Consider the following 24,866-nt stretch of genomic DNA (forward strand, 5'->3'; position numbering starts at 1 on the left):
GTTCTCAATCCATTACTTACTCATCAGCTGAAGCAAAAGGCGGTACGGAAGGTCAAGACCGACCCGATCGATGCCATTCGTATTGCTCATGTCTTCTACCTCCAGTCTCCTGAACCTCATGTAGAACTAAGCGATTCTGTTCAACAGCTTCGTGTCATTTGTAGACAATACCAGCATTGGACAGGCCTCTATGGCGAGACACAGCTTCATTTCCGTGCCGTTCTTGATCTTATCTTTCTAGGGTATGACAAGGCGTTTCACAAAGTCTGTAACCGTACTTCTCTTGAACTTTTATCTCGCTATCCGACTCCCCGAGAACTCTTAGAGGCAGATCATGAGGAGATCATGATGGTACTTATTTCCAATCGCAAAGGTCGGGCTTGGAACGAATCTAAACTAGAGCAACTACTTGCCATTGCTAACAACAGTCTTCCTGATCTCCATGCCATTCAAGCCCAGAAGATTGTTCTTATGCACTATATTCAACTGCTAAACACCTACCAGGACTGTATGAAAGATCTCTTGGTAACCATGCAGTCGATGGCTGAATCTATCGAAACCTATCACCTTCTTCGCACGATTCCAGGGGCGGGACCATTAACGGCTGCTATGCTCATCGCTGAAATTGGAGATATAAAAAGGTTCCCGTCCGTTAAACAGCTAACAGCTTTTGCCGGGCTAGACTCAGCTGTTCACGAATCAGGAACCTTCAAATCCAAGAAGAATCGAATATCTAACCGGGGCTCTTCTTACCTTCGAACGGCTCTTTATCAGGCTACCGTTGCCGCCATTTCCAAGCAAATTCATGGCCCAAGAAATTCGATTCTCTTTCAATTCTATCAGCAAAAACGTACCGAAGGCAAACCTGCAAAAGTCGCAATTGTTGCTACTTCTCACAAACTTTTACGCATTATTTTTGGAATGTGGAAGTCTGGTCAGGCATTTAACTGTGGTTAAGACTGTAATTGGAAGTTAAATTCCAGAAAAACTCACTCTTGTGGGTAGGTTTGTTTAAGTATGTCTATCTTATTCCTATGAAAATATTATTAATGATAGGGTTGACTTTGATTAGCTGGTTTAGATGATTTCACAATCATCTTAGGTATACTTTTCAAGATCAATTCTTAATTTCTTTAATTTTAATAATCTATCAACAAATAGTTCACCGAAAGAATTTAAACAGAAAATATACTTTTCCATCTCCTCTCTACTTAATTTGTAGTCAATTATCCCTTCATGAATAAACTTGTGCCTAGAATCGAGCATTTTGCTAATCACTTCTCTAAGTACAACTACTCTTTTGTTAAATTTCTTACTAGTATTTAAAATTTCAAAGAGGTCTATTTCGAGATATTTTTTGAATGCCTCATTTGCAGAAATCAGATTTTGAAAATTGAAATTCTCAGATTCTAAAGACGAAATAGAAATCTGACCTTCCAATAAACCCTTAAGCTTTGAAAAATGAATCCTGTCATTTTTTTTAAATACTTGATCTCTTGCTGATTCATTTGTTTCTAAATATCTAATAAAAGTATATTTCAAAAATGTTTCTAAAGTAGTAACGAGAAAAGGTACTATCATATTGTTACGAAGTAATTCTTTGTTTAGCTCTGCAATGTAATTATCAGCTGACAAGATCTGCTCTGGTACGTCTTCTATAATAATACTTGTTTTTAATAAATTATTATGGAATGCACTATAAACGAAACCTAACGCTTTCTCTGAAGCTTGAAGTTTTGGAATGTCAATTATAATATAAGATTTAGTTCCGGTTTGGGGATTATAAATATAACCACCGTAAATCTTTTTAAGTATTTTAAGTGTATTATTTTGTGTGAAAAGGTCTTCATTACTTCTACCTGCTGACGTGCTAGTAGTGATGGTAGTAGTATTTTTTTTCTCGCTAGAATAGTATTTTATATACAGCCATACCCCTCGGATTGATTCATAATTATCCATGTGATACCAGGTATAACAATTCTCGTATTTTGGATTTACAACCCACCCCATCGGAATTAAGACGTCTTCGATTTCATTTTTATTTATATGTTTGGAAATTCTTAATTCTAGATCGATACTCATACAACACCTCTTTATTGTGATTTCATCTAACGTTTGGCATTCCTGACGTCCGAACGGCTTAAGGACCGTAGGTCCGGGTGGCTCTGCCACTTTGCTGTTTGGATGTGTCGTCTGAATCTGCTTCTCTGAAATCCCTCTTGGCGACCTAGGAGCGAAGCGACGAAGCAGGAATGCATTGTTATCGGATGTCAGCGTCTTCTTTGTAAGACCCCAACTTCAATTATCTTTTCTATCCTGTTGCGTTAGCTCAGAAATTGAAAGACTACTACATCTCGATTTCCCAATTGCTCTTGCTGAGTTTATAATAATTATAGCTCTCCTTTTCAAGTTCTATGATGTTTATAAAATCGAAGTTACACTTTTGTATTACTCTATTTGAGGGTAAATTACGTATAAGGGCTATAGCATTAAGCACCTCCACGTTCGTATTCTCAAATAAATACTTGATTATCCCTTTAGCTGCTTGCGTCGTATAACCCTTACCTCTATGATCTTTTGATATTGCATACATGATCTCTCTGTTTGGAGGCGGTAATTCTTCTTTTATTCCCGTACAGCACCAACCGATAAACTCTCCTGACTCTTTCAATATAATCCCCAAACGAAGACGGAGTTCATCAATATCACCGCCTTCCGATACAACCTTTAGAAACTGTTTATTTTCTTTGGTTTCGTAATTTATTAGCCAATCTAACCGTTGTTCTTTAGATACGTTGCATCCAGGCAAAAACTCATGTATCTCAGGTTGCCATGTTAGTGAATGAAACTCATCTAAATCATCAATTATGTATTCTCTTAAAACAATATCCTTACAGTCAATCTTAAAAATGTTTTCATCCGATGTGGAGTGAGTATTTGAGTTCATTATTTATCTCCCTTATGCATATTTGGTAGAATGCTTTACCACATATAATACCAAACCGTAAGAGCTCATGGCAGGTAAAGATTAATTATTACTAAACTAGCCTGGTTCTCTAGCTGAAATGCATCTATTGGATACTGGTTTATAGAAGGTTTTTTATGATTTCCGCTGATTTCCTACAACGTTTCGCATTTCTGACGTTCAAGCGGCTTAAGGCACGAAGTGCCGGGTCGTCAGACTTAGCCGATTGAATGTGTTGCCTGAATCCACTTCTCGGATATCCCTCTTGGCAACCAAGGAGCGTCAGCGACGAAGCAGAAATGTTATGTTATCAGATGTTGGGGCCTTCTTTGAGTTGCATAACTTCTTTCCCTTTCTTGCTCTTACTATCTCCATACCTTCATTCTTTCCTCTAAGTTTGATGTATGTAATTCAAGTTGAGTTCCATCTGGATCTAAGAAATTGATTGACCACCCTGTACCACGCTTTATTGCTTCTCTTACTATATTTACATGATTATCTTGGAGTGATTTTACCGCTTCTTTGAAATGCTCCTCTGGAATATAAAATGCAACATGATCTACTCCTGCTTGTCTCTCTGTATGCTCACTGTAACTATCTCGTTCAATCAAACAAATCCATGCACTTCCCCATTCTAAATATGCATCCTTGTTCCCTTTGTGCCTTATATTTAGTCCAAGAACACCTGTATAAAAGTTTATTGATATTTCGAGATTTCTAACGTTTATTGTTACGTGATTGAATCCTTGAACTTTCATTCTATTTTCCTCTCTGAGATTACTTGATTAAGGATACTATTTCTAATGTTTAACTTGTAGTGCCCCAATTTCTGATAACGTTCGCGCATTTCTGACGTCCAATTGGCTTCCTGAAATTCCTCTTGGCGACCAAGGAGCGAAAGCGACGCAGCAAAAATGCATTGTTATGTGCTGTTAGGGCCATCCTCGAGATACTCTCAAACCTATGTTTATATTTTTGAAAGCTCTATTAGTGCGTTTTTGGCAGTATCACTTACAATTTTATCTTCATGATTTTCAAACGTAATAAATACTGGAACATACTGTTTATTATAAGTATTACCCAGTGCATATAGGGCGTCTGCAAGAATCTCAGGATCAATCTCTCCTATGTTTTCCGCTAAATAATCTAAATTCTTCTTTGAGTAATCTGTTAATAATTGGAGCATGTCTTCCTTTACTTCTTTAGTATTGCTAACAAATAAATGCTTTTCTAAAATTAAAATAACTTCGTCAAAGTAGGACAAATTGTAACCAAAATATGGATCTAGATATTTGTCCAAACAAAATAATAGACTTCTCTTTTCAGAGACATCTTTGCTATTCAATATTTCATTTATAGCAGTTACACCTGCATTTATGATATCTTTATGTTTTTGTGTATATGTTGTATAACTAACTTCTTGTTCGTCCATAATACATACCTTCTTTCAAAACACTATTTTCAAAGACTTCTTGATGATTCCTTCAATAATATTGCCCCAATTGCACATAACGATTGGCATTCCTGACGTTCAAGCGGCTTAAGGTAGCTTAGCTACCGGGTCGTCAGACTTAGCCGGTTGAATGTGTCGCCTGAATCCGCTTCTTAGATATCCCTCTTGGCGACCAAGGAGCGACAGCGACGATGTAAGAATGCTATGTTAGGTGATGTTACTGCCCTCTTTGGTAAACCTACAAGTTAGTCTTCACCTTTAATTTGTTTGAAGCAATGGTTGAACTACTTATACATTTATTATTTGAATCATATTCTAGTTTTACGATCCCAACTTCTATGATCTTACTTCGTAGAGGTACAAAATCTTTATAGCAATATTTCATTGCATCTAGTATCTGTTCCGGAGAAAGTTTTATAGCAAGAGTACAATGAGGATCCCAATTATTCGGAATATAATAGGGGTTGGAAAATTCAAACAAGTCACTAAACTCCTCATGATACATCTTATGCATCTTAAGCAAGTCTTCCGTGACTGTTGGATCTATAAATAATGTCCCTGATGTAGGAAATGAGGCAAGCACATCAAACTTCAATTCAAGTTCTAAAACACTATCAAAATAAGTACTTAATCGTCTACAAATTGACTCTAAAGACGGAATATCACTATAGACCGCCAGAGTAATATGTGGTCTTAAATAACTGATGTCATACATATTTGAACTTATGTTTTGGTCTTTCAATCCCTTCCAGGTATTCCTAACGTACTCCTCGAAGTTCTCTTCAAAAAACAATTCAACAGCGTACATTCTATCATCTCACTTTATAAGTTTCTTCTTGAATCCACATTCATAACAATTAATTGCAGTAATTTCACCTAACGTTTGGCATTCCTGACGTTCAAGCAGCATAAGTGACCGCAGGGAACGGGTCGTCAGACTTAGCTGGTTGAATGTATCGCTTGATTAAACCCCTTGGAAATCCTTCTTGGCGATCAAGAGCGAATGCCCGCAGTAGGAATGCCGTGTTAGGTGATGCCGGCGACACCTTTGACTTTACCTTCAAATTTATTACTAAAATTATTCAAAAATTATAAGATTCAATATCAATATCATTATTGTAAGCAACATATATTTCATAATTCTAAATCCAACCTCTAGTCTATTATTCAAATGTTCAACCTTATAATAATAAAATATGTTTCCGAAAATCAATGTTATTCCAATAACAATAGTTATTATAAGTCCTATATTTATTTCGTTAGCCGACAGACTTCCTAGTATTGAAACTATTATAGATATTAACAAACCTAAAAAATAATATCTTATCCGTTCATTAAGTACATATCGTGTCCTATTTTTTATTCCTTCGATAGCACTCCAAATAGATAGTAAAAATACTCCGATGAGAACTAGACTCACAATTATTATTTGAAATCCAACTCACTTTCTAATAAATTTCAGCATTTCGCCGGTTTCACTTAACGTTGCGTATTTCTGACGTCCAAACGGCTTAAGGACCGTAGTTCCGGGTGGCTCTGCCACTTAGCCGGTTGGATGTGTCGCCTGACTCCACTTCTCCGAGATCCCTCTTGGTGACCAAGGAGTGACAGCGACGATGTAGGAATGTATTGTTTATAGGATGTCAGCGCCTTCTTTGTAATAGCCCCACTTTAAGTTATCTTGAAATCGTGTTTCGTTAGTTCATAACTCGTTTCATTCTTTTAATGTCCAGAAGTAGAAAATACACTGACGGGGTATACAAGATAAATACGATTAAACCACCAATTTCACTATGAGGCATCCCAAATATTCCAATGTTAGTCATATAGGTAACAGTTATGAGGTAAGCTATAGGGTATACCGCTTGAATATATTTTTTGAGTGTAGATTCTCTTCTTATAATAAATCCTATAAAAAGTGAAAGGAGCATAGGTATCGGCAATGTTATCATTAAATGAAAATACTTATAATAATCAGGATCATACCAAGGTAATTGCTCGTAATTAGACGAGAATAAATACAAAGTAAACAAATAGCCAAATTGGCTGAGAATGTGAAATGATATATTTAATAATCTCGTAGTATCTTCCTTCAACATCATTCTTCATCCTCCAGTAATGCTACAGTTAACTATGCTTGGTTCGCAATCATAAATTCCTCTAGTTCATTCATCTACACTTTTTGACTATCTTCAAGTAAACTGCGCTTTAGGTGAATAGCTTCATACCCTAAATGTTCAATGTATTAATGAGGTTTTTAATGATGTTCGCTGATTTCCTATAACGTTCGCGCATTCCTGACGTTGCTTTCCCTTAGATAGCTCTTATCTTAGGGAAAGCAATGTGTCGCCTGAATATACTTCTCCGCTATCCCTCTTGGCGACCAAGGAGCGCCAGCGACGATGTAGGAATGTAATGTTATCGGATGTCAGCGACTTCCTTGAATTACAAACATCTGCTCTTATGGAGTTCCTTCCACAACTCTACTAGCAATATCATTCGCTTCTTTCATATTCTTTGCAGGTCCAGATATATATCCTTCCGTAATGTTATATCTTTCATTAATATCATCTAGACTTACCCATATTTTATCAAATTTGACTGATGTCATAATTGTTCCAATCGATTTTAATTCTATATAGTTTTTGCCTTTAGCAGTAAGTAATTCGAAGTATTTCTTTTCCTCTTCTCTTAACTTTACTTCATATTTTAAATTTTCATCTACAATCATTTCTCCAATTAAGACATTTTTGCCAAATAGGTTCTTATGAAGATTTCCTTTAATTGAGACAACTGTCTGTTTCTCGAACTGGGATTCGTTTGAATAGATCGTACTATTATAGATCAGTTGCATAGGCTCTGGACGTTGATAATCATAAATAAGATAAACAACAGCAATAAGAACGATACAACTTATTATCCATATCTTTTTCATCTGATCACCACATTCATAATTTTTTCGAGCTGATTTCCGATAACGTTGGGGTATTCGCGACGTCCATTCCCCTTAGATAGCTCTTATCTTAGGGGAATGGATGTATCTACCTGATTATTCTTCTTCGAAAATACCTCTGGTAGATCAAGGGCCGAATGGCACGCAGCGCGAATATTGTGTTATCGGATGTTCATGCCTTCTCGAAATACTTACAATATCATACCATATACTCCTGCTTCACCAAGAAAATCATTTCTTGTCAATCCTTCTTCTCCAAGTATTGTTCTGTAGTTTGTTATTGTCCCATCATGAGAAATAAAAATGACTCTATTATACTTATCTCCAATCCAATCTATTAATAACTTTGCATATCCTTCAAATAAGTCTTGTTCAATCCTATTAATTCCATCTCTCCAACAATCCAAATTAAGGTCTTGAACTTCTATATCCCTATATTGAGTTATAATTTCAGCTTTTGTATAGATTTGATCACAAACTAAAAAAGGAAAATCCGGATTTTGTGGGAACATTCTCGGACCAACAAGTGGGGTAATAATGAATCTATAATTACTTGTTAACATTAATGCAGTCTCAATGGTACGCTTAGTTGGACTTACAAGTATTAAGTCGTCAGAATAGAATGTCATTTGATCACGTAATTGAGTAATTTGCATCTTACCGTATTCTGTAAGGCCAGGGTGAGCTGTATTTAATCGATTGGGATAATCAAGTAAATGTTCTCCATGACCATGACGAATAAATACAATCTCCATTGAGCTACCTCCAGACAATGTATTGCATGAATTTCCGATAACGTTCAGATATTCACGACGTTCATTCCCCTTAGATAGCTCTTATCTTAGGGGAATGAATGTGTCCGCAGCCTATACTTCCTGAAAAACTTCTGCGGACCGAGATCCGAATGGATCGATGCGTGAATATGGTGTTATCGGAGGTTCTTACCTTCTTTGAATCACTATCAAACTATCTGTATAATACTCTATTTAAATAAGGAATTTTTTTAATTAAAAAGTGACTGGTCGAAAAACTTACTGCTATCCCCAATCCGTTTACAATAATAAATTTGAAATATGCAGATACAGGAAGTGATTCAACGAGGTATTGTAATATTACAACAACCGGAACATGTATTACGTAAACAGTAAAAGCATTCAATGACAATGACTGCAATAAATTAATGGATTTATTTGCAATTCGTTGGAAAACGAATATTAATCCTACGCACATTCCCATACACAGGAATGTTTCAATGAAGGAATATTGCAAACTACCGAAATTCAATCCTCCAGGCTGAAAAGAAGTTACCTTCCTAGAATAAACTATAGCTGCAAGTATAAACCCAATAATAATGCATATTATTCCTACGGATCTAGGAATCCGAACAATCTAATTATTTTTTGCAGCAGATAATCCTATTATAAAGAAACTTACATATTGAGGGACATGGGCGAATTCAGTTTGAATAAACCCGAGAAATCCAATCCAATGATCAATAGGATACCAGATTCGTATTACAAATGTTGCCCACGCAACAAAAGCAGTGAAGAGTAAAATTACAAAGAAACTCGGAAATGGTTTATGTACGTATTGTTTTGTATGACTCGGATTCAACAAATACGTTTTTACAAACGTAAAAATAATTACATAAATCAGTAGATGTTGAAGAAACCATAAGTGTCCGAAATTAATCACTGGCCAAGAAAATGGTATTAGCATAACGAATCCGATTATTAGAGGAATACCCAAATGAATAAATCGCTCTCTTAAAAAGCTCCCTAAGCCTCTCTTTTCAAGGGACGCTGGAACAAAATACGCTGATATTAAGAAAAATAGACTCATGAAAAATGCAGCATTTACAGCAAAAAAAGCACCTAAACCCGGTGAATCATCCGTTGTAAAATACCACCATCCGTTTGATCCTCCATAAGGTTGTCCAGCATGATGTGACACAACCAGCATAATTAAAAACACTTTCAAATTATCCAGGAAGTTGATGCGATTTTTCAGCGTCATGTCGAGAATTGCTCCTTTGATTTATAGATTTTATTTTTTGTAAGAATTTCCGATAACGTTTGGCATTCCTGACGTTCAAATAGCTTAAGTGACCAAAGGGAACGGGTCGTCAGACTTAGCTGGTTGAATGTATCGCCTGAATTAACTTCTCTGATATCCCTCTTGGCGATCAAGGGCGAATGCCCGCAGTAGGAATGCTGTGTTATCGGATGTTCCCAGCTTCTCTGAGTTCACTATCATTGTTCCTCAAATTCTATTGTCATTTCTATTATTGATTCTTCATCTTCTCCTATAATCTCCACACTTATTTCTCTTACAAGCTCTTCAAAATTTTCATTCAACGTCTTGAAATTTCTAACCACTCTTATCATTTCTTCATTAATGGCTATATGTCCTACTGTCATATGAGGTAAATAATCTGTTATGTTTAAAAATTCTGGTTTGTGTTGTTCTAAAATTCCTCTATATAGCCTGGTATGTATTTCAACTATTTCTTCTTTACCTTCCAATACGTTCAAAAAAAGATACCCGCCGTCCTCTCCACTAATGCCCTTCATCTTTAGTTTAAATGGTCTTATTCCTTTTAGTTCACTCACAATATGTTCTTTTAATTGCTCCTTTGAAAAATCACTATGGAAAGGGAATACAAGAGAAATATGAGGTTCAACTAGGTTATACATGGGATCATTTTGTTTTCTGATCTCTTCAATAATTCCTATGTTTTGAAATTTAGGGAATATCATTATACATCTTTGAACCATATCTTCACGCCCTTTAAGCTTTCTGGGAATTTCCGATAACGTTTGGCATTCCTGACGTTCAGGCAGCTTAAGTGACCAAAGGGAAAGGGTCGTCAGACTTAGCTGGTTGAATGTATCGCCTGAATCTGCTTCTCTGATATCCCTCTTGGCGATCAAGGGCGAATGCCCGCAGTAGGAATGTTGTGTTATAAGATGTTCCCGCCTTCGATGCAATCCAAACAAATTTATTAATTCTATTTTAAGTTGTTTGCTATTTTATAAAGATATTCCTTGTGCCTTTTATCGTCTTCTCCAGGTATTGGAGCTGAGAATAGCACTTTTAACGACTCATTAATTAATCCTTTCTCAAATGCTTCCTCCAAATATTTATATCCTCGTAATTTTAACGTTTTCTCAACTTCATTCTTTGTTAGCTCTTCTTCTTGATACAGCTTCCTACCTAATATCCAAAAAAATAATTGTCGTTTTATCTCTTTAGCAGAAAAGAATTTATCAATTGTATCGTATTGATTAGTTGTGATCTTATCGTGTTTCAATGCACTAATAATTAGACTTTCAAGTGCTATCATCGGTTTATTTTTGTATTCTTCAATGATTCTTAATAACAGTTCATTAGTCCATTCCTGACTGGAATAATGAGACCAAATAATATGTTCGATTGCATCATCTGGTAAATTCAGTAGATCTCTATGTTCTAAAATAAACGTTAATGATTCAAAGTGAAGTTGACTATTGAGCTGTAATTGATCTGAGGTAACCAACGTCATGAAAATATTATTTAATGTTTCAATGTCATTATTTATTATGAGTTGGTCAATTTGGAGACAGATCTCAGAGAATTCTAAGGATATGGTGATCTCTCCTCTCTTAAGGAACTTAACATGTTTAGCGGGGATTTCTTATAACGTTGCACATTCCTGACGTTCAAGCGGCTTAAGTGACCAATGGGAACGGGTCGTCAGACTTAGTCGGTTGAATGTGTCGCCTGAATCAACTTCTACGAAATCCCTCTTGGCGACCGAGGAGCGTCAGCGACGACGCAGGAATGTATTGTTGAGATGTCATCCGCTTCTACGAAAAATCCCCAAGTTCTACGTTTTTAGTTCCTTAAATATTCTTCTAAACGGTTTTTTACTTCTTGCCACTCGGAATTAATAATACTGTATATATTGGCATTCCTTATAAATCCATCATGTAATATTCTGTCTTGTCTTAAAACTCCTTCATGAGTTGCTCCAATTCTTCTTATAGCTTTATTCGATCGATCATTCCTTACATCGGCTTTAAACTGGACTCTTACTGCTTTGAATTCATCAAAACAGTATTTCAATAACGCATATTTACACTCCGTATTCACTCTGGTTCTCCATACTTCAGGTGAATACCATGTCCATCCAATTTCTAAATTTTTATTTAGTACTGATAAATTCAAAAATCTTGTACTCCCTACTAACCGATTTAGTTCTTTATCAAAGACCACAAAGGGATATTCATGTCCCAACTCCTTTGACTTTAAAGAACTTTTAATGAGCAGAATCATGTCTTCCAAAGTCTTTACTTCGTTGGGTAAATAAGTCCAAATACCTTCATGTTTTCCGCATTCGAATAATTCTTCTGCTTGACTCAGTTCAAGTGGATACAATTGAACTCGACTTCCATTTAACATTTTTGGGAAAGTCATATTCAACATTCCTTTCAGGTTTTTATATGTATTTGGATGATTTCTCATAACGTTGCGTATTTCTGACGTCCAAACAGCTTAAGGACCGTAGGTCCGGGTGGATTCGCCACTTAGCTGGTTGGATGTGTCGCCTGATTCCACTTCTCCGAAAATTCCTCTTGGTGACCAAGGAGCGAATGCGACGATGCAAAAATGCATTGTTATACGCTGCCCCTTCTTTTTCGATTCCACATCCATATATGTCTTGTGTGTTTTATGTATTTAATATGTCTTTATGTGTTTTATCTTTTGGTTCTATCTTTTGGTCCTATCAAATCCGTTTCCCCATAGGAAAGGTCCCCCCCTCATTTACTCGCCTTCGGCAGTATGGACTTTGGTTTGTGTAGTAACTTCATCCAATGAACGCTAGCCTTATAAGAGGTTCGTGTTCCTCGGACCGGAGACTTGCCGACGGCTTCATTCAGATTCCTACTCACGTTGGATACCTTTGCCTTAAACTATGGCTTACTTCTACCTTCACCATTCGGGACTTAATCCTAGATATAGCATCCATGCTGAACGCACTATCATAATTTAAGGGGATTGTTGTTCTCCCTTTAATTCGCAATAGACAAATATGTATTAATGACATGCACAATACCAAAAAGTACTGTTGGTATAATAGCCAGATAATTATGAAGCCAAATCTCAGCCAATATAAAATATACTACCGGAAGAACGGCCATCCCAAAAAAAATAACCGAGTTTGCGTTGCCTGTAAAATACAATATCCATAGCCCATAATAAAAAATCAACATTATTGCCATACCAATTGTATACGGACATCGAATTTCAGATGCTTGTTTTCTTATAACAAATATCAGAAGAAAGAAAAATATCGCCTGACTTCCGTGCTCCAAAACATCTAAAATCAAATGGCTATTTGCATTGTTTCCTGATATATCTGACGCAGGAATTAAAAAATAAAATATATTTGGTATCATTGGCAATAAAAAGATTAATAGACCTTTCCATGAAAAACCAAAATAATAATTCATTTGATCCTCTCTTTCGCGTAATAGAAATATTCTTTAGTTTGTACTTTATTATGAATCCGCTTCTCCGATATTCCTCTTGATGACCAAGGAGCATAACTAACGATGTGGGAATTTATTGTTTTAGGGTACACCTTCTAATATTCCGTTCATCCTGGTTTTCAACTGCTACTTTGTAAATGTATTCTTTCACCTATATTTATTATTTGTTGTTAATTTGATTCATGGTTTAACATTCTCAAGGGGTTGCGTATAACGTTTGGAATTCCTGACGTTCAAGCGGCTTAAGTGACCAAAGGGAACGGGTCGTCAGACTTAGCCGGTCGAATGTGTCGCCTGAATAAGCTCCTTCGATATCCCTCTTGGCGACCAAGGAGCGCTAACGACGACGCAAAAATGTAATGTTATACGCTGTACCCCCTTCTTGAGAAACTTAAAAATTTAATTTTCTTTGTATTTCATGACCTTCTTCTTCAAGTATATGAATTGTTTGATCAATTTTCTCAGATTTCACTAGTAAATAGTCAGTATCAAAAGTAGATATCGCAAAAACACTTATTTTGTGCTCTGCTAAAGGTTTTGCTAACGTATATAATATTCCTGTTAGGTTAAAATCAAGTTGTCCTTCGACCTTAAGACAATTCCAAGGTCTTTCCACATATAGTAACCCTTCTTCTGGTATCTTGTTCTCCTTACACACTATTGATAATTCATCTGATGTATATGTGATTGACAATAATTCAACTTCTGAATCAATTGCCCATTCTGGGATTCCTTGCTTTGGTTCAAGTTTTACTATCCCATACTTCTCATCTAACAAAATTAGTTTCATAGAGACACCCCTGATTTTTTGTAGTTTTTTTGTCTTTGAGGGTATTGCGTATAACGTTTGAAATTCCTGACGTTCAAGCAGCTTAAGGACCGTAGGTCCGGGTCGCTAGACTTAGCTGATTCGATGTATCGCCTGAATTAACTTCTCTGAAATTCCCCCTTGGCGATCAAGGGCGAATGCCCGCAGTAGGAATGCTCTGTTATCGGATGTCAATGCCTTCCTCGAATAAACTTGCGTTAATTGAATGCTTATGACAGTCAGCAATTAAAGGATAGGGTCGTAAATACCATCAAAACAAAAATGGTATTCATTGTCGATTCGGATATAGCCAAGAATGCAATGATTTCTATTCCTTCGAAAAACGCTGGAATAGTTCTCGTTATCCCTGTTCCCTTCTGCAACCAGTATTTCTTGGTCCTCGCACGCAAGTACAATTCCTATATGGTCGTGCGAGTCATCTGATAAGAGTTTTTCATAAATAACGATATCACCGCGTTCGGGTTTGAAATTTTCCTCTCCATCATAATGAAAAAATCCAGTTTCAGGTAGTTTCGCCCATTCCAACATTGCGCCTACACCAGCTAATCGATGATTTCCATTCGGGTAACGTATTGGGAGTGAAATTCCGGATAACATGCAGCAATGGTAAACAAATGCTGCGCACCAACTGCCTTGGAGCACTTTATATATATCGGGATCCGGCCAATATTGGCAAATTTCACGGTATCGTTTGTCCCCCGGAATGCCAAAAATGTTCTGTCCTGCTAGCTCTTCCGAAATGTCGGCTAACAATTGACGTTTGTCTTTAGCGTTGCTGTGAATATTACTTTTTTGGGTTGTTACCTCATCCACTAGGTAATCGACTTGGATTGATAATTCATCTAACACATTTGAAAGTCTTCGCGCATCCAACTGGGATACGGCTTTGTTCATATTCTGAAAATACTTATGAAGTACAACGGCATCTTTGATTATTTCATCATATGGGCCATGTGCTTGTCTTATCTGATCCTGATAGAATATTGCCCGCAGAATTGTAAGTTGTTCTTCCTTTGAAAAAATACCCAAGTTTCTTATAATAGGTCTTACGGCCTCTGCGCTATTAATGCCAGGATAAAGAATAATACCGGTTTTATAAAAATAAAATTGATGAAGCAAACCTGCGATTGCGGCAATTTCCGTCTCTAGTCCTCTCTTCATCGCAAGCATCGATGCAAAAGATGACACCCCATAAAGTCGTACAGCAGCTTCCTGTTTTTTAAAAGAACTGTCCATGTTGAATATCATTTCATTTACAAGTATACGGATACTATCAATCCGTGATTTCACAATTTTCAGAGATCATCCCACCCTCCCTAGACTTGGTCTGCTTCACGAAATTGCACATTAATTCAATTATGGTCTTTATTTGCATTGATTTCCGATAACGTTTGGCATTCCTGACGTTCAAGCAGCTTAAGGACCGTAGGTCCGGGTCGTCAGACTTAGCTGGTTGAATGTATCACCTCAATAAACTCCTTGAAAATCCTTCTAGCGATCAAGGGCGAATGCCCGCAGTAGGAATGCAGTGTTGGTATTCTCAGTTCATACCCGACTGGCTCGGGGATGGACTTTTTCTTTATACTGGAGGAAACACTGGGCTGAAAAACGTATGCATTGTTGGGACATAGATCCCGTCACATAAAGTGTTCTAAGCCCTCGCCTTTTGTTCATACCCCGATTCAGCTGGTTGGGCCTTAGAGCCCGTATCACCGTGCCAACCTGTGGAGGGCAAAAGTGCTGGCCCCAGTGAAACTAAGGAGGTTATATGAATATACCTGTTCTAAGTATCGATGTCGCTAAGGGTAAGAGTTTTGCTGCTTCTTTTCTTTCTTACCATGACTGTATGTACAAACCTTTTCCATTCTCTCATACTCACGACGATCTCAATTATCTCCTATCGATCTTGCTGCAGATGAAGGAAGCTACAGGCTACGAACCCAATGTTGTTTTAGAAGCTACCGGGAATTATTCCAAACCTCTCGTATCTTTCTTTTCTTCGCATGGATATTCTGTCATTGTTCTCAATCCATTACTTACTCATCAGCTGAAGCAAAAGGCGGTTCGGTAGATCAAGACCGACCCTATCGATGCTATTCGTATTGCTCATGTCTTCTACCTCCAATCTCCTGAACCTCAAGTTGAGCTAAGCGATTCTGTTCAACAGCTTCGTGTTATTTGTCGGCAATACCAGCATTGGACAGGCCTCTATGGCGAGACACAGCTTCATTTTCGTGCCGTTCTTGATCTTATCTTTCCAGGGTATGACAAAGCCTTTCACAAAGTCTGTAACCGTACTTCTCTTGAACTATTATCTCGTTATCCGACTCCCAAGGAACTCTTAGTGGCAGATCAAGAGGAGATCATGATGGTACTTATTTCCAATCGCAAAGGTCGGGCTTGGAACGAATCTAAACTAGAGCAACTACTTGCCATTGCTAACAACAGTCTTCCTGATCTCCATGCCATTCAAGCCCAGAAGATTGTTCTTATGCACTATATTCAACTGCTAAAGACCTACCAGGACTGTATGAAAGATCTCTTGGTAACCATGCAGTCGATGGCTGAATCTATCGAAACCTATCACCTTCTTCGCACGATTCCAGGGGTGGGACCATTAACGGCTGCTATGCTCATCGCTGAAATTGGAGATATAAAAAGGTTCCCGTCCGTTAAACAGCTAACAGCTTTTGCCGGGCTAGACTCAGCTGTTCACGAATCAGGAACCTTCAAATCCAAGAAGAATCGAATATCTAAACGGGGCTCTTCTTACCTACGAACTGCTCTTTATCAGGCTACTGTTGCCGCCATTTCCAAGCAAATTCATGGACCAAGAAATTCGATTCTCTTCCAATTCTATCAGCAAAAACGGACAGAAGGCAAACCGGCAAAAGTCGCCATTGTCGCTACTTCTCACAAGCTTTTACGCATTGTTTTTGGCATGTGGAAGTCTGGTCAGGCATTTAACTGTAGTTAATATTAAAATTAGTAATTAAATTCCAGATAAACTTACTCTTGTGGGTAGGTTTGTTTAAGTATGTCTATCTTATTCCTATGAAAATATTATTAATGATAGGGTTGACTTTGATTAGCTGGTTTATCCGATACATTCGACCTCTTGAAAAACTATTAAATATTACTTCGCACTAGGCTTATAAGCAATAATATTAACTACTCCCTTTCCTTTATATTTTTTCATTTCAAAAGTTTCGTTAAGTTGTTCGAGTATTTCAGGCAATTTGGTAACTCCAAATGTTCTAGTATCAAAATCTGGTTTTATTCTTTTAATAAATGATCCTGCCGCACTAACATTACACCAGCCATCTTCCTCATACTTTTCATGTGCTTTATGTAACAATGCAACTAATTCAGTTAATGCTTCATTTGACTCATGATTTTTAGAGTTTTCAATTATGTTTTCAGTTTTTACATCTCCTAGATTTTTTGTCAAAATAAATTCATCACAAGCATTCCTAAAAGATGTTGGCGTCTTATCTTCACCGACCCCAATAACAAATATTTCTGCTTCTTTCAACCTTGTTGCAAGTTTTGTGAAATCACTGTCACTCGAAATAATAACAAAAGCATCATATTTATTGGTATACAGCAAGTCCATTGCATCAATTATCATAGCTGAATCTGTTGCATTTTTACCTGTTGTGTAAGCGAATTGTTGAACTGGTTGTATTGCCAGTTCATTCAAATCATTCTTCCAATTTTTTAATGTATCTAGCGACCAATCTCCATATGCTCTTTTTGTAATAATATGTCCTTTAGTTGACACCTCTTCAAGTATATATTTTAATTTCTTCTTCTGTGAATTATCAGCATCAATAAGAACAGCAATTTTCTTCAAATTATCAATATCTCTCATTTCAATCCCCCATGTATCAATATTTAACTACTTAAATTATGAGCTTATTGTTAATTATTTACGAATGTTTCGGATAACGTTTGGGCATTCCTGACGTTCGAGCAGCTTAAGTGACCATAGGGAACGGGTCGCCAGACTTAGCTGGTTGAATGTATCGCCTGAATATACTCCTTGAAAATCCTTCTAGCGATCAAGGGCGAATGCCCGCAGTAGGAATGCTGTGTTATCAGATGTTCCTTGGCTCCTATGAATTACTTTCAAGAATATGTATTAACTCTGACAATACATTAATCGAATACTTAGGAATCCTTTCATCAATATTCCACTCGGCAAAACCTCTTAACCACACTGCTTCTAGACCTGCATTTTCAGCACCTATTATATCGTTGGTGGGCTGATCTCCTATGTATAACGCATCGCTAGTTGTTGTATATAAGGCTTCTAGTGATAATTCAAATATCTTCTTATCAGGTTTCTTAACTCCAACTTCATCAGAAATAATTATTGAATCGAAAAAGTGTCTAATATTCACTTGATCTATCTTTGCATTCTGTGCTCGAGTAGATCCATTAGTAATAATTCCAAGTTTAAGTTGTCTTGATTTAAGATACTGAAGTGTCTCTAGTGCATCTCGCATGAGTACTGAAGCCTTCGAAAATTCTGAAAACCAGAATTCTAGTAATTCCTCCAAGGATGTGTCGCTTCTCTTCATAATTAGACTGGTTTTAAGTTCTTCATATAGTTCTTTTTTCTTTCGATATCCATCCATATCAGCTTTGATGATATATTCAATAATCTTGTTCTTATCTTGTCCATCCGGTATTTCAACAAAGCGAGATATGAACTTGTTGGTATACGATTTAAAAGCTTCTCTGCGGTTTAACAAAGTGTTGTCCAAATCAAATATCACTGTTTTGATCTTAATAAAAATCATCCTTTCAAGGAATTTCCGATAACGTTTGGCATTCCTGTCGTTCAAGGAGCTTAAGTGACCAATGGGAACGGGTCGTCAGACTTAGCTGCTTGAATGTGTGGCCTGAATCCACTTCTCGGATCAAGGAGCGTCAGCGACGAAGCAGAAATGTTATGTTAGCAGATGTTGGGGCCTTCTTTGAGTTGCATAACTTCTTTCCCTTTCTTGCTTTTACTATCTCCATACCTTCATTCTTTCCTCTAAGTTTGATGTATGTAGTTCAAGTTGAGTTCCATCTGGATCCAAAAAATTGATTGACCACCCTGTACCACGCTTTATTGCTTCTCTTACTATATTTACATGATTATCTTGGAGGGATTTTACCGCTTCTTTGAAATGCTCCTCTGGAATATAAAATGCAACATGATCTACTCCTGCTTGTCTCTCTGAATGCTCACTGTAACTATCTCGTTCAATCAAACAAATCCATGCACTTCCCCATTCTAAATATGCATCCTTGTTCCCTTTGTGCCTTATATTTAGGCCAAGAACAACTTTATAAAAGTTTATTGATATTTCGAGATTTCTAACGTTTATTGTTACGTGATTGAATCCTTGAACTTTCATTTTATTTTCCTCTCTGAGATTACTTGAACAAGGATACTATTTCTTATGTTTAACTTGTAGTGCCCCAATTTCTGATAACGTTTGGCATTCCTGACGTTCAAGCAGCTTAAATGACCATAGGGAACGGGTCGTCAGACTTAGCTGGTTGAATGTGTCGCCTGAATTAACTTCTCCGAAATCCCTCTTGGCGACCGAGGAGCGAAGGCGACGATGTAAGAATGCTTTGTTAGCTGATGTCGACACTTCCTGAATCACTAACCAATGATTTAATACAATTCTTTCACTAAATAAATTAGCAGATCATCATCAACCATCACTGGTTGAAAAGGTTGTACTTGATTATTCTTATATGTCATTCCCTTTCCGTCCATCACATACCCACGCTTACCATACATTCTTTGAGCGTTACCATAATCATGGTATAACCCAACTCCCAAACCTATAAATCTAGATGTTTTTGAAGCAATCAGCTCTAACTCATCAAATATTCTACTAGCTATCTTCTTTTTTCTATATTCAGGGAATACATTCAAGTCATTAATTTCTGGTATATTATCATTGCGAAAGTATGGATATTGTGAATTGTAAAGTATATGACAGCATCCTGCTAACGCATCCTCGTAAAACGCCATTAATGTTATTCGTTTACCTTCAAGGTTCTCTTCTAGACATTTATGAAAATAATCGCCTTGACTATACCATCTATATCGCTGTGAGAAATCATTATCTAATATATCAGCTTCAGCTATATTGGATAGCTTCTTTAATGTTATCATGTCTTTCATTTCCCACCTCTTTCTGTCGATTTCAGCTAACGTTGGGTATTCGCGACGTCAATTCCCCTTAGATAGCTCTTATCTTAGGGGAATGGATGTATCTGCCTGATTATTCATCTTCGAAGATACCTCGAGCAGATCAAGGGGCAAATGCCCTGCAGTGCGAATATCGTGTTATCCGATGCTGCTTTCTTCTTCGATTTACATACTATCTCTCTTTTTTTACATCTTGAGAATTCTTTTTAGTATTTATCTTATTAATCTCTATCTTTAAATATCATCTTTATCATTGGTGTTACTTCTATTTCTTCTAGTTCCTTCAATTTTATCCATCTTGCACCTAATGAATCTTCCTGGTCTCCATCTGTTTTCAATTCATAATTATGATTAATTATTTCTACATCGTAGATTATTCCTATATGATGCAATTCTTCTAATTGATTTTCTTGATACGGATAGATCATTTCATAAGATTCCGCTGTTCTTATTCTTCCCTTGATCTCACCTATTCCCGTTTCTTCTTTCATTTCTCTTCTCAAAGTTTCGTATGGCTCTTCTCCGAATTCTATTGTTCCACCAGGCAAATCCCACTTTCCTGTATGTGGACCTCTAGCTTTCTTAATTAAGAGTATTTTATTGTCTTGTATTAATACTCCGTAAACTCCTAGATGGGTATACTTCTCCATGAAAATCCCCCAATCTGTATCTATATTGATCTTATAAAAGCAGTTTCGGATAACGTTGCGCATTCCTGACGTTCAAGCGGCTTAAGGTGCGTAGCACCGGGTCGTCAGACTTAGCCGGTTGAATGTGTCGCCTGAATTCACTACTTCGAAATCCTCCTTAGCGACCTAGGAGCGTCAGCGACGACGTAGGAATGCAATGTTACATGAAGTGCTCTCTTCTTCGAAAAAACTTCACTTTCTATTTCTAGTTGTCTTTATTCTTTTATGTTAATTCATAAATATAATTTTCGATATTCACTATCAAGAATACTATAAAAGAATTGATTTACCCATTTACCTTGCCACAAAAATTCATTCTTAAACACTCCTTCTTTGAGCATTCCTAATCTTTCAAGAACTTTATATGACGCAATATTAAATTCATTACACATAGCAACTACTTTATGCGCATTCCAATCTTCAAAAGCATATTTCAAAGCTAATTTTGCACCTTCAACACAATATCCTTGTCCTTGATATTCAGGAAAAATACAATAACCGATTTCCCAACTATCTCTTTCTTTTACGTACCAATGAATATGAACTTCTCCAATAGGTGTTCTTTCGAGGTCATCAAACCTAATTATGTATTGTTTGTACCAATCGCTATTAATTTTCTCTATTACATTATTACGGACTGCTTCCTTATCAGATGAGACAAAATCTTCATAGGGCCATAAAGAAACACTCGTTTTTTTATCAACAATGAAATCCACATCTTCCATTGATGCTAGAGATAATATAATCCTTTTTTTCACTTTCTTTGCACCACCCATTAATTATTTTGGATCTTTATACATTTATCGTTGATGTTAATCACATTACTGTTTTTCATTTTAAGAGCATTTCATGTAACGTTTGGGTATTCCCGACGCCGAAAGACTTAAGGTACACAATATTCATTAGGGCGAAGCCATGAATTAGTACCGGCTGCGCGTAGCGCAGTTAGTCTTGCAGGTGTGTCTGCCTGATTTCACTTCTTCGATTTATCTTCGGGCAAACCCAGACTCCATAGGGGTCGCAGTGGGAAAACGGTGTTATATGCTGTCGGGGCCTTCTTCAAAAAACATTCAAATATTCCCTAAATAAGTTTCTTGACGATTTCCTCTAACTTCATCCCTCTTGAGCCTTTAACCAGAATCACATCGTTTTCTTCGACTAAATTATTAATGCTTTCGATCAATTCTTGTTTACTTGAAAAATGTTTTACATGGTTGGATGGGAATCTACTATATAGTTGGACAGATATTTCTTTACTTAAGTTACCAATTGTAAAAACAAAATCAATTTCACCATTTATTGAAATACCAATTTCTTTGTGGTATTCAACTTCATTAACCCCAAGCTCAAGCATATCTCCTAGTACTAGAAACTTTCTATTGTGTCCTGTCAGTTCATTTAACGTTTGTATTGCAGCTTTCATAGAAGCAGGACTTGCATTCCATGCATCGTTAATGATTGTATATCCTAAATTAGTTTTTATTTTTTGCATTCTCATTTCTGTTACTATTAAATTTTGAAGTCCTAATTTAATGTTTTTTGAAGAAATGTTTAATTCATTAGCTACTGTAATAGAAGCAAGGGCATTTAGTATATTATGTTTTCCAAGCATCGGAATAAAATATTCTTGGCCATCATTTGATTTAAAATGAATACCCTCATCTGACACACTTTGTTTAATGGGATAATAATCGTTTTCTAATGATTCACCAAATCGTTTAATACGCAATGATTTCGGTACTTGTAATTCTGAAATTCCTTTATTTAATAGGGGTTCATCCCCATTGAATATTATTGTTCCTTCTAGATTGAGACCTGTTAGAATTTCCAGTTTAGCTTTAGTAATAGCTTCTTTAGATCCTAAAGTTGAGATATGTGAGACACCAATCATCGTAATAATTGCAATATCCGGCCGAGTAATTTCTGATAGCAACTTGATTTCACCTGGATTACTCATTCCCATTTCTAAAATTGCGACTTGTGTATCTTCTTCAAGTTCGAGCAGGGTCAATGGCAAACCATACTCTCCATTATAATTACCTAAAGTTTTCTGCGTTTTATATGTTGTTGATACTATGGAATATATCATGTCCTTGGTTGTTGTTTTTCCATTGCTCCCTGTGACACCGATAACCTTGACGTTCAATTGATTTCTATATACCTTTGAAAGATTTTGCAAAGCCTCCAACGTGTTATTAACAAAAATAATGGGAACTCCTTCTGGGGGATTTGGTTGATCTTTCTGCCAAAATGAAGCGACTGCTCCCTTATCAATCGCTTCCTGTACATATCTATGTCCATTGTCAATTCGATTAATCGGTATAAACAAATTTCCAGTACGAAGAGTTCTAGTATCAATGGAAACACCTGTTATATTATTTAAATTGAATGATTGATTTAAACCAAAACCACTTACCATTTCTTGAATATTACTTAATGGACGTTTTATCATTTAAATCCCCCTTATGGAAATAGAATATTTATATTTGTTTTATTATGTATTTATGATTGCCCAGATTGCATATAACGTTGGTATTTCTGACGTCCAAACGGCTTAAGGATCGTAGGTCCGGGTGGCTTCGCCTCTTAGTCGGTTGGATGTGTCGCCTGATTCCACTTCTCCAAAAATTCCTCTTGGCGACCAAGGAGCGGTAGCGACGATGCTGAAAAACATTGTTATACGAAGCCGTCTTGGCCTACTATCATTATTTTAAACTGTTTTAAATCTCATCCCTGGTGAATGATCTGGTCGTCTTTCAAATCCATGGTTTTCATAAAATCTATACTTATCTTTTGCTGAAAATAACTGAATCATTAAAATATCATGGTTCTTACATTTCATTATTAACTTTTGTAGCAATTCAGACCCTATTCCATGTCTTTGATACTCTGGAAATATAATTACATCGCAAATTAATGCATGTAATTCCCCATCTGATAATACTCTACCAAATCCGATTATTTCATTTTCTTTTGAGTACACACTTATACTATACCAGCTATTCTCGAGCGAATAGCTTAAAGAAGACTTCCCTTTATCTAGTATTCCTTGCCATCCTGTGCTTTCTATCAATAACATATATTCTTCTACTGTCGGGGTACTTTCAATAAACGAAACTTCCATGTATTCACCCTCTATAACATATAATCTTCCGGTTTCGTATAACGTTCCTTGGATTCACGACGTTCCTTTTCCTTAGATAGCTCTTATCTTAGGAAAAGGAATGTGTTGGAGAAATACTTCTTCGCTTCATATCTTCTTCCAACCAAGGGCGAATGCCCGTAGCGTGAATTTGGTGTTATGCGCTGTTACTGCCCTCTTCGATTAACCTAAAAAATTATACCAAATTACATCCAAGCATCGGATATTTTGCTCTCTTTCGCACAAATAAATCTGTGTCGCCTCAACTATTCCCATTCTCAGTCTTTTTCACCTCATACTCCATGAGTACCATTCCGCTGGGATAGGCTTGCTGCCTAATAAATTCCAAGTTTCGACGTACCCCGTGAGAAGCAAGCAATGGAATCCCACCTCCCAAAAGAATCGGAATAAAAGCTGGTTCAAACGTATCTACTAGGTTCCAAGTAATAAGTTGGTAGAATAGATTTCCTCCTCCAAAGAGCCAGATATCTCGTCCATGTTGTGAAAGAAGCTCGCGTACTCGAATTTCTAACCCTTCGCTCACAATCTCAACGTTAGGATGATCTTCTTGACGAAGTGATTGCGATGCCACGATCACTTGTTTCCCTGGAAAGTTTTCACCTACATCATGTAAAATTTCGTAAGTTCGACGGCCCATTAGGATTATGTCGAACTGCGCATGAAGCGCATCAAAATCAAATGAAGGTTCTGGTGGAATCCAATCAAACTCATCTTGGGGTCCTGCTATATAACCATCCAGACTACTTGCCACCTGATATCTTAACCGTCTCATTTCATCAGCTCCACAATAGATTAGAAAAGTCATTAAAAAATCAATTGCTCTAGTTATACCTCATTCATCGATGAAATCTCTTTCGACAATAGTGCAGTAATTGCGCATAACGTTTGGCATTCCTGACGTTCAAGCAGCTTAAGTGACCACCGGGAACGGGTCGTCAGACTTAGCTGGTTGAATGTATCGCCTGAATAAGCTTCACCGAAATCCCCCTTGTCGATCAAGGGCGAATGCCCGCAGTAGGAATGCCGTGTTATCGGATGTCAGCACCTTCTTTGA

General features: G+C 36.9%; 27 protein-coding genes and 1 pseudogene. 3 read left to right on the forward strand and 25 right to left on the reverse strand.

What is annotated here, in order from left to right:
* Window positions 1–957: IS110 family RNA-guided transposase (locus AC1TO8_RS23060; protein WP_482057930.1), on the forward strand; the 957-nt coding region annotated here is incomplete at its 5' end.
* Window positions 958–1,098: 141 nt separating this feature from the next.
* On the opposite strand, the gene AC1TO8_RS23065 is transcribed toward AC1TO8_RS23060, so the two are convergent.
* The 14 genes and pseudogenes from AC1TO8_RS23065 to AC1TO8_RS23130 all read right to left on the reverse strand — a co-directional run bounded on the left by AC1TO8_RS23065 (window position 1,099) and on the right by AC1TO8_RS23130 (window position 14,970).
* The gene (locus AC1TO8_RS23065; protein WP_482057931.1) at window positions 1,099–2,172 is read right to left on the reverse strand and encodes a hypothetical protein; all 1,074 of its coding nucleotides are present in this window, start codon (window positions 2,170–2,172) and stop codon (window positions 1,099–1,101) included.
* A gap of 175 nt (window positions 2,173–2,347) precedes the next feature.
* Window positions 2,348–2,947 (reverse strand): GNAT family N-acetyltransferase, encoded by a 600-nt coding sequence (locus tag AC1TO8_RS23070; RefSeq protein WP_482057932.1) that lies wholly within the window; start codon window positions 2,945–2,947, stop codon window positions 2,348–2,350.
* A gap of 383 nt (window positions 2,948–3,330) precedes the next feature.
* The gene (locus tag AC1TO8_RS23075) at window positions 3,331–3,723 is read right to left on the reverse strand and encodes a VOC family protein (protein ID WP_482057933.1); all 393 of its coding nucleotides are present in this window, start codon (window positions 3,721–3,723) and stop codon (window positions 3,331–3,333) included.
* Window positions 3,724–3,932: 209 nt separating this feature from the next.
* Window positions 3,933–4,397 (reverse strand): hypothetical protein, encoded by a 465-nt coding sequence (locus AC1TO8_RS23080; protein WP_482057934.1) that lies wholly within the window; start codon window positions 4,395–4,397, stop codon window positions 3,933–3,935.
* 259 nt (window positions 4,398–4,656) lie between these two features.
* On the reverse strand, window positions 4,657–5,133 hold the full coding sequence (locus AC1TO8_RS23085) for a 2'-5' RNA ligase family protein (RefSeq protein WP_482057935.1): 477 nt from the start codon (window positions 5,131–5,133) through the stop codon (window positions 4,657–4,659).
* 1,746 nt (window positions 5,134–6,879) lie between these two features.
* Entirely contained in the window at window positions 6,880–7,353 is a 474-nt protein-coding gene (locus tag AC1TO8_RS23090; protein ID WP_482057936.1) for a hypothetical protein, read from the reverse strand.
* Window positions 7,354–7,562: 209 nt separating this feature from the next.
* Complete coding sequence (locus AC1TO8_RS23095) at window positions 7,563–8,126, reverse strand: phosphoglycerate mutase family protein (protein ID WP_482057937.1); 564 nt, start codon at window positions 8,124–8,126, stop codon at window positions 7,563–7,565.
* A gap of 211 nt (window positions 8,127–8,337) precedes the next feature.
* Window positions 8,338–9,387 (reverse strand): annotated as a pseudogene (locus AC1TO8_RS23100) (acyltransferase family protein).
* A gap of 236 nt (window positions 9,388–9,623) precedes the next feature.
* Complete coding sequence (locus AC1TO8_RS23105; protein WP_482057938.1) at window positions 9,624–10,304, reverse strand: 2'-5' RNA ligase family protein; 681 nt, start codon at window positions 10,302–10,304, stop codon at window positions 9,624–9,626.
* Between the two features lie 77 nt (window positions 10,305–10,381).
* Entirely contained in the window at window positions 10,382–10,915 is a 534-nt protein-coding gene (locus tag AC1TO8_RS23110) for a hypothetical protein (protein WP_482057939.1), read from the reverse strand.
* 332 nt (window positions 10,916–11,247) lie between these two features.
* On the reverse strand, window positions 11,248–11,877 hold the full coding sequence (locus AC1TO8_RS23115) for a GNAT family N-acetyltransferase (protein ID WP_482057940.1): 630 nt from the start codon (window positions 11,875–11,877) through the stop codon (window positions 11,248–11,250).
* A gap of 548 nt (window positions 11,878–12,425) precedes the next feature.
* Window positions 12,426–12,866 (reverse strand): hypothetical protein, encoded by a 441-nt coding sequence (locus tag AC1TO8_RS23120; protein WP_482057941.1) that lies wholly within the window; start codon window positions 12,864–12,866, stop codon window positions 12,426–12,428.
* Between the two features lie 430 nt (window positions 12,867–13,296).
* Complete coding sequence (locus tag AC1TO8_RS23125) at window positions 13,297–13,695, reverse strand: ACT domain-containing protein (protein WP_482057942.1); 399 nt, start codon at window positions 13,693–13,695, stop codon at window positions 13,297–13,299.
* 264 nt (window positions 13,696–13,959) lie between these two features.
* The gene (locus AC1TO8_RS23130; RefSeq protein WP_482057943.1) at window positions 13,960–14,970 is read right to left on the reverse strand and encodes a CHAP domain-containing protein; all 1,011 of its coding nucleotides are present in this window, start codon (window positions 14,968–14,970) and stop codon (window positions 13,960–13,962) included.
* Between the two features lie 532 nt (window positions 14,971–15,502).
* Here AC1TO8_RS23130 and AC1TO8_RS23135 point away from each other — a divergent pair.
* Window positions 15,503–15,805 carry an IS110 family transposase gene (locus AC1TO8_RS23135; RefSeq protein WP_482057944.1) on the forward strand — a complete coding sequence of 101 codons (303 nt, stop codon included), beginning with the start codon at window positions 15,503–15,505 and terminating at the stop codon, window positions 15,803–15,805.
* 15 nt (window positions 15,806–15,820) lie between these two features.
* Entirely contained in the window at window positions 15,821–16,711 is an 891-nt protein-coding gene (locus tag AC1TO8_RS23140) for an IS110 family RNA-guided transposase (protein ID WP_482057964.1), read from the forward strand.
* Window positions 16,712–16,870: 159 nt separating this feature from the next.
* Here the strand turns inward: AC1TO8_RS23140 and AC1TO8_RS23145 are convergent, their stop codons facing one another.
* The 11 genes from AC1TO8_RS23145 to AC1TO8_RS23195 all read right to left on the reverse strand — a co-directional run bounded on the left by AC1TO8_RS23145 (window position 16,871) and on the right by AC1TO8_RS23195 (window position 24,811).
* The gene (locus tag AC1TO8_RS23145) at window positions 16,871–17,608 is read right to left on the reverse strand and encodes an NYN domain-containing protein (protein WP_482057945.1); all 738 of its coding nucleotides are present in this window, start codon (window positions 17,606–17,608) and stop codon (window positions 16,871–16,873) included.
* 244 nt (window positions 17,609–17,852) lie between these two features.
* Window positions 17,853–18,542, reverse strand: coding sequence for an HAD family hydrolase (locus tag AC1TO8_RS23150; protein ID WP_482057946.1), 690 nt, complete (start codon window positions 18,540–18,542; stop codon window positions 17,853–17,855).
* Window positions 18,543–18,755: 213 nt separating this feature from the next.
* Window positions 18,756–19,148, reverse strand: coding sequence for a VOC family protein (locus AC1TO8_RS23155; protein ID WP_482057947.1), 393 nt, complete (start codon window positions 19,146–19,148; stop codon window positions 18,756–18,758).
* A gap of 36 nt (window positions 19,149–19,184) precedes the next feature.
* The gene (locus AC1TO8_RS23160; protein ID WP_482057948.1) at window positions 19,185–19,391 is read right to left on the reverse strand and encodes a hypothetical protein; all 207 of its coding nucleotides are present in this window, start codon (window positions 19,389–19,391) and stop codon (window positions 19,185–19,187) included.
* 23 nt (window positions 19,392–19,414) lie between these two features.
* Window positions 19,415–19,933: a GNAT family N-acetyltransferase gene (locus tag AC1TO8_RS23165; protein WP_482057949.1), complete on the reverse strand. Its 519-nt coding sequence runs from the start codon at window positions 19,931–19,933 to the stop codon at window positions 19,415–19,417.
* A 248-nt stretch (window positions 19,934–20,181) separates the two neighbouring features.
* Window positions 20,182–20,610, reverse strand: coding sequence for an NUDIX hydrolase (locus tag AC1TO8_RS23170; protein WP_482057950.1), 429 nt, complete (start codon window positions 20,608–20,610; stop codon window positions 20,182–20,184).
* A gap of 272 nt (window positions 20,611–20,882) precedes the next feature.
* Entirely contained in the window at window positions 20,883–21,425 is a 543-nt protein-coding gene (locus AC1TO8_RS23175; RefSeq protein WP_482057951.1) for a GNAT family N-acetyltransferase, read from the reverse strand.
* Window positions 21,426–21,730: 305 nt separating this feature from the next.
* Window positions 21,731–23,101 carry a UDP-N-acetylmuramoyl-tripeptide--D-alanyl-D-alanine ligase gene (locus AC1TO8_RS23180; protein WP_482057952.1) on the reverse strand — a complete coding sequence of 457 codons (1,371 nt, stop codon included), beginning with the start codon at window positions 23,099–23,101 and terminating at the stop codon, window positions 21,731–21,733.
* 258 nt (window positions 23,102–23,359) lie between these two features.
* Entirely contained in the window at window positions 23,360–23,773 is a 414-nt protein-coding gene (locus AC1TO8_RS23185) for a GNAT family N-acetyltransferase (protein WP_482057953.1), read from the reverse strand.
* 280 nt (window positions 23,774–24,053) lie between these two features.
* On the reverse strand, window positions 24,054–24,584 hold the full coding sequence (locus AC1TO8_RS23190) for a dihydrofolate reductase family protein (protein WP_482057954.1): 531 nt from the start codon (window positions 24,582–24,584) through the stop codon (window positions 24,054–24,056).
* A 53-nt stretch (window positions 24,585–24,637) separates the two neighbouring features.
* Window positions 24,638–24,811 (reverse strand): hypothetical protein, encoded by a 174-nt coding sequence (locus tag AC1TO8_RS23195; protein WP_482057955.1) that lies wholly within the window; start codon window positions 24,809–24,811, stop codon window positions 24,638–24,640.
* Window positions 24,812–24,866: the final 55 nt, after the last annotated feature.

The sequence above is a fragment of the Paenibacillus sp. Y859 genome, from assembly GCF_056786405.1.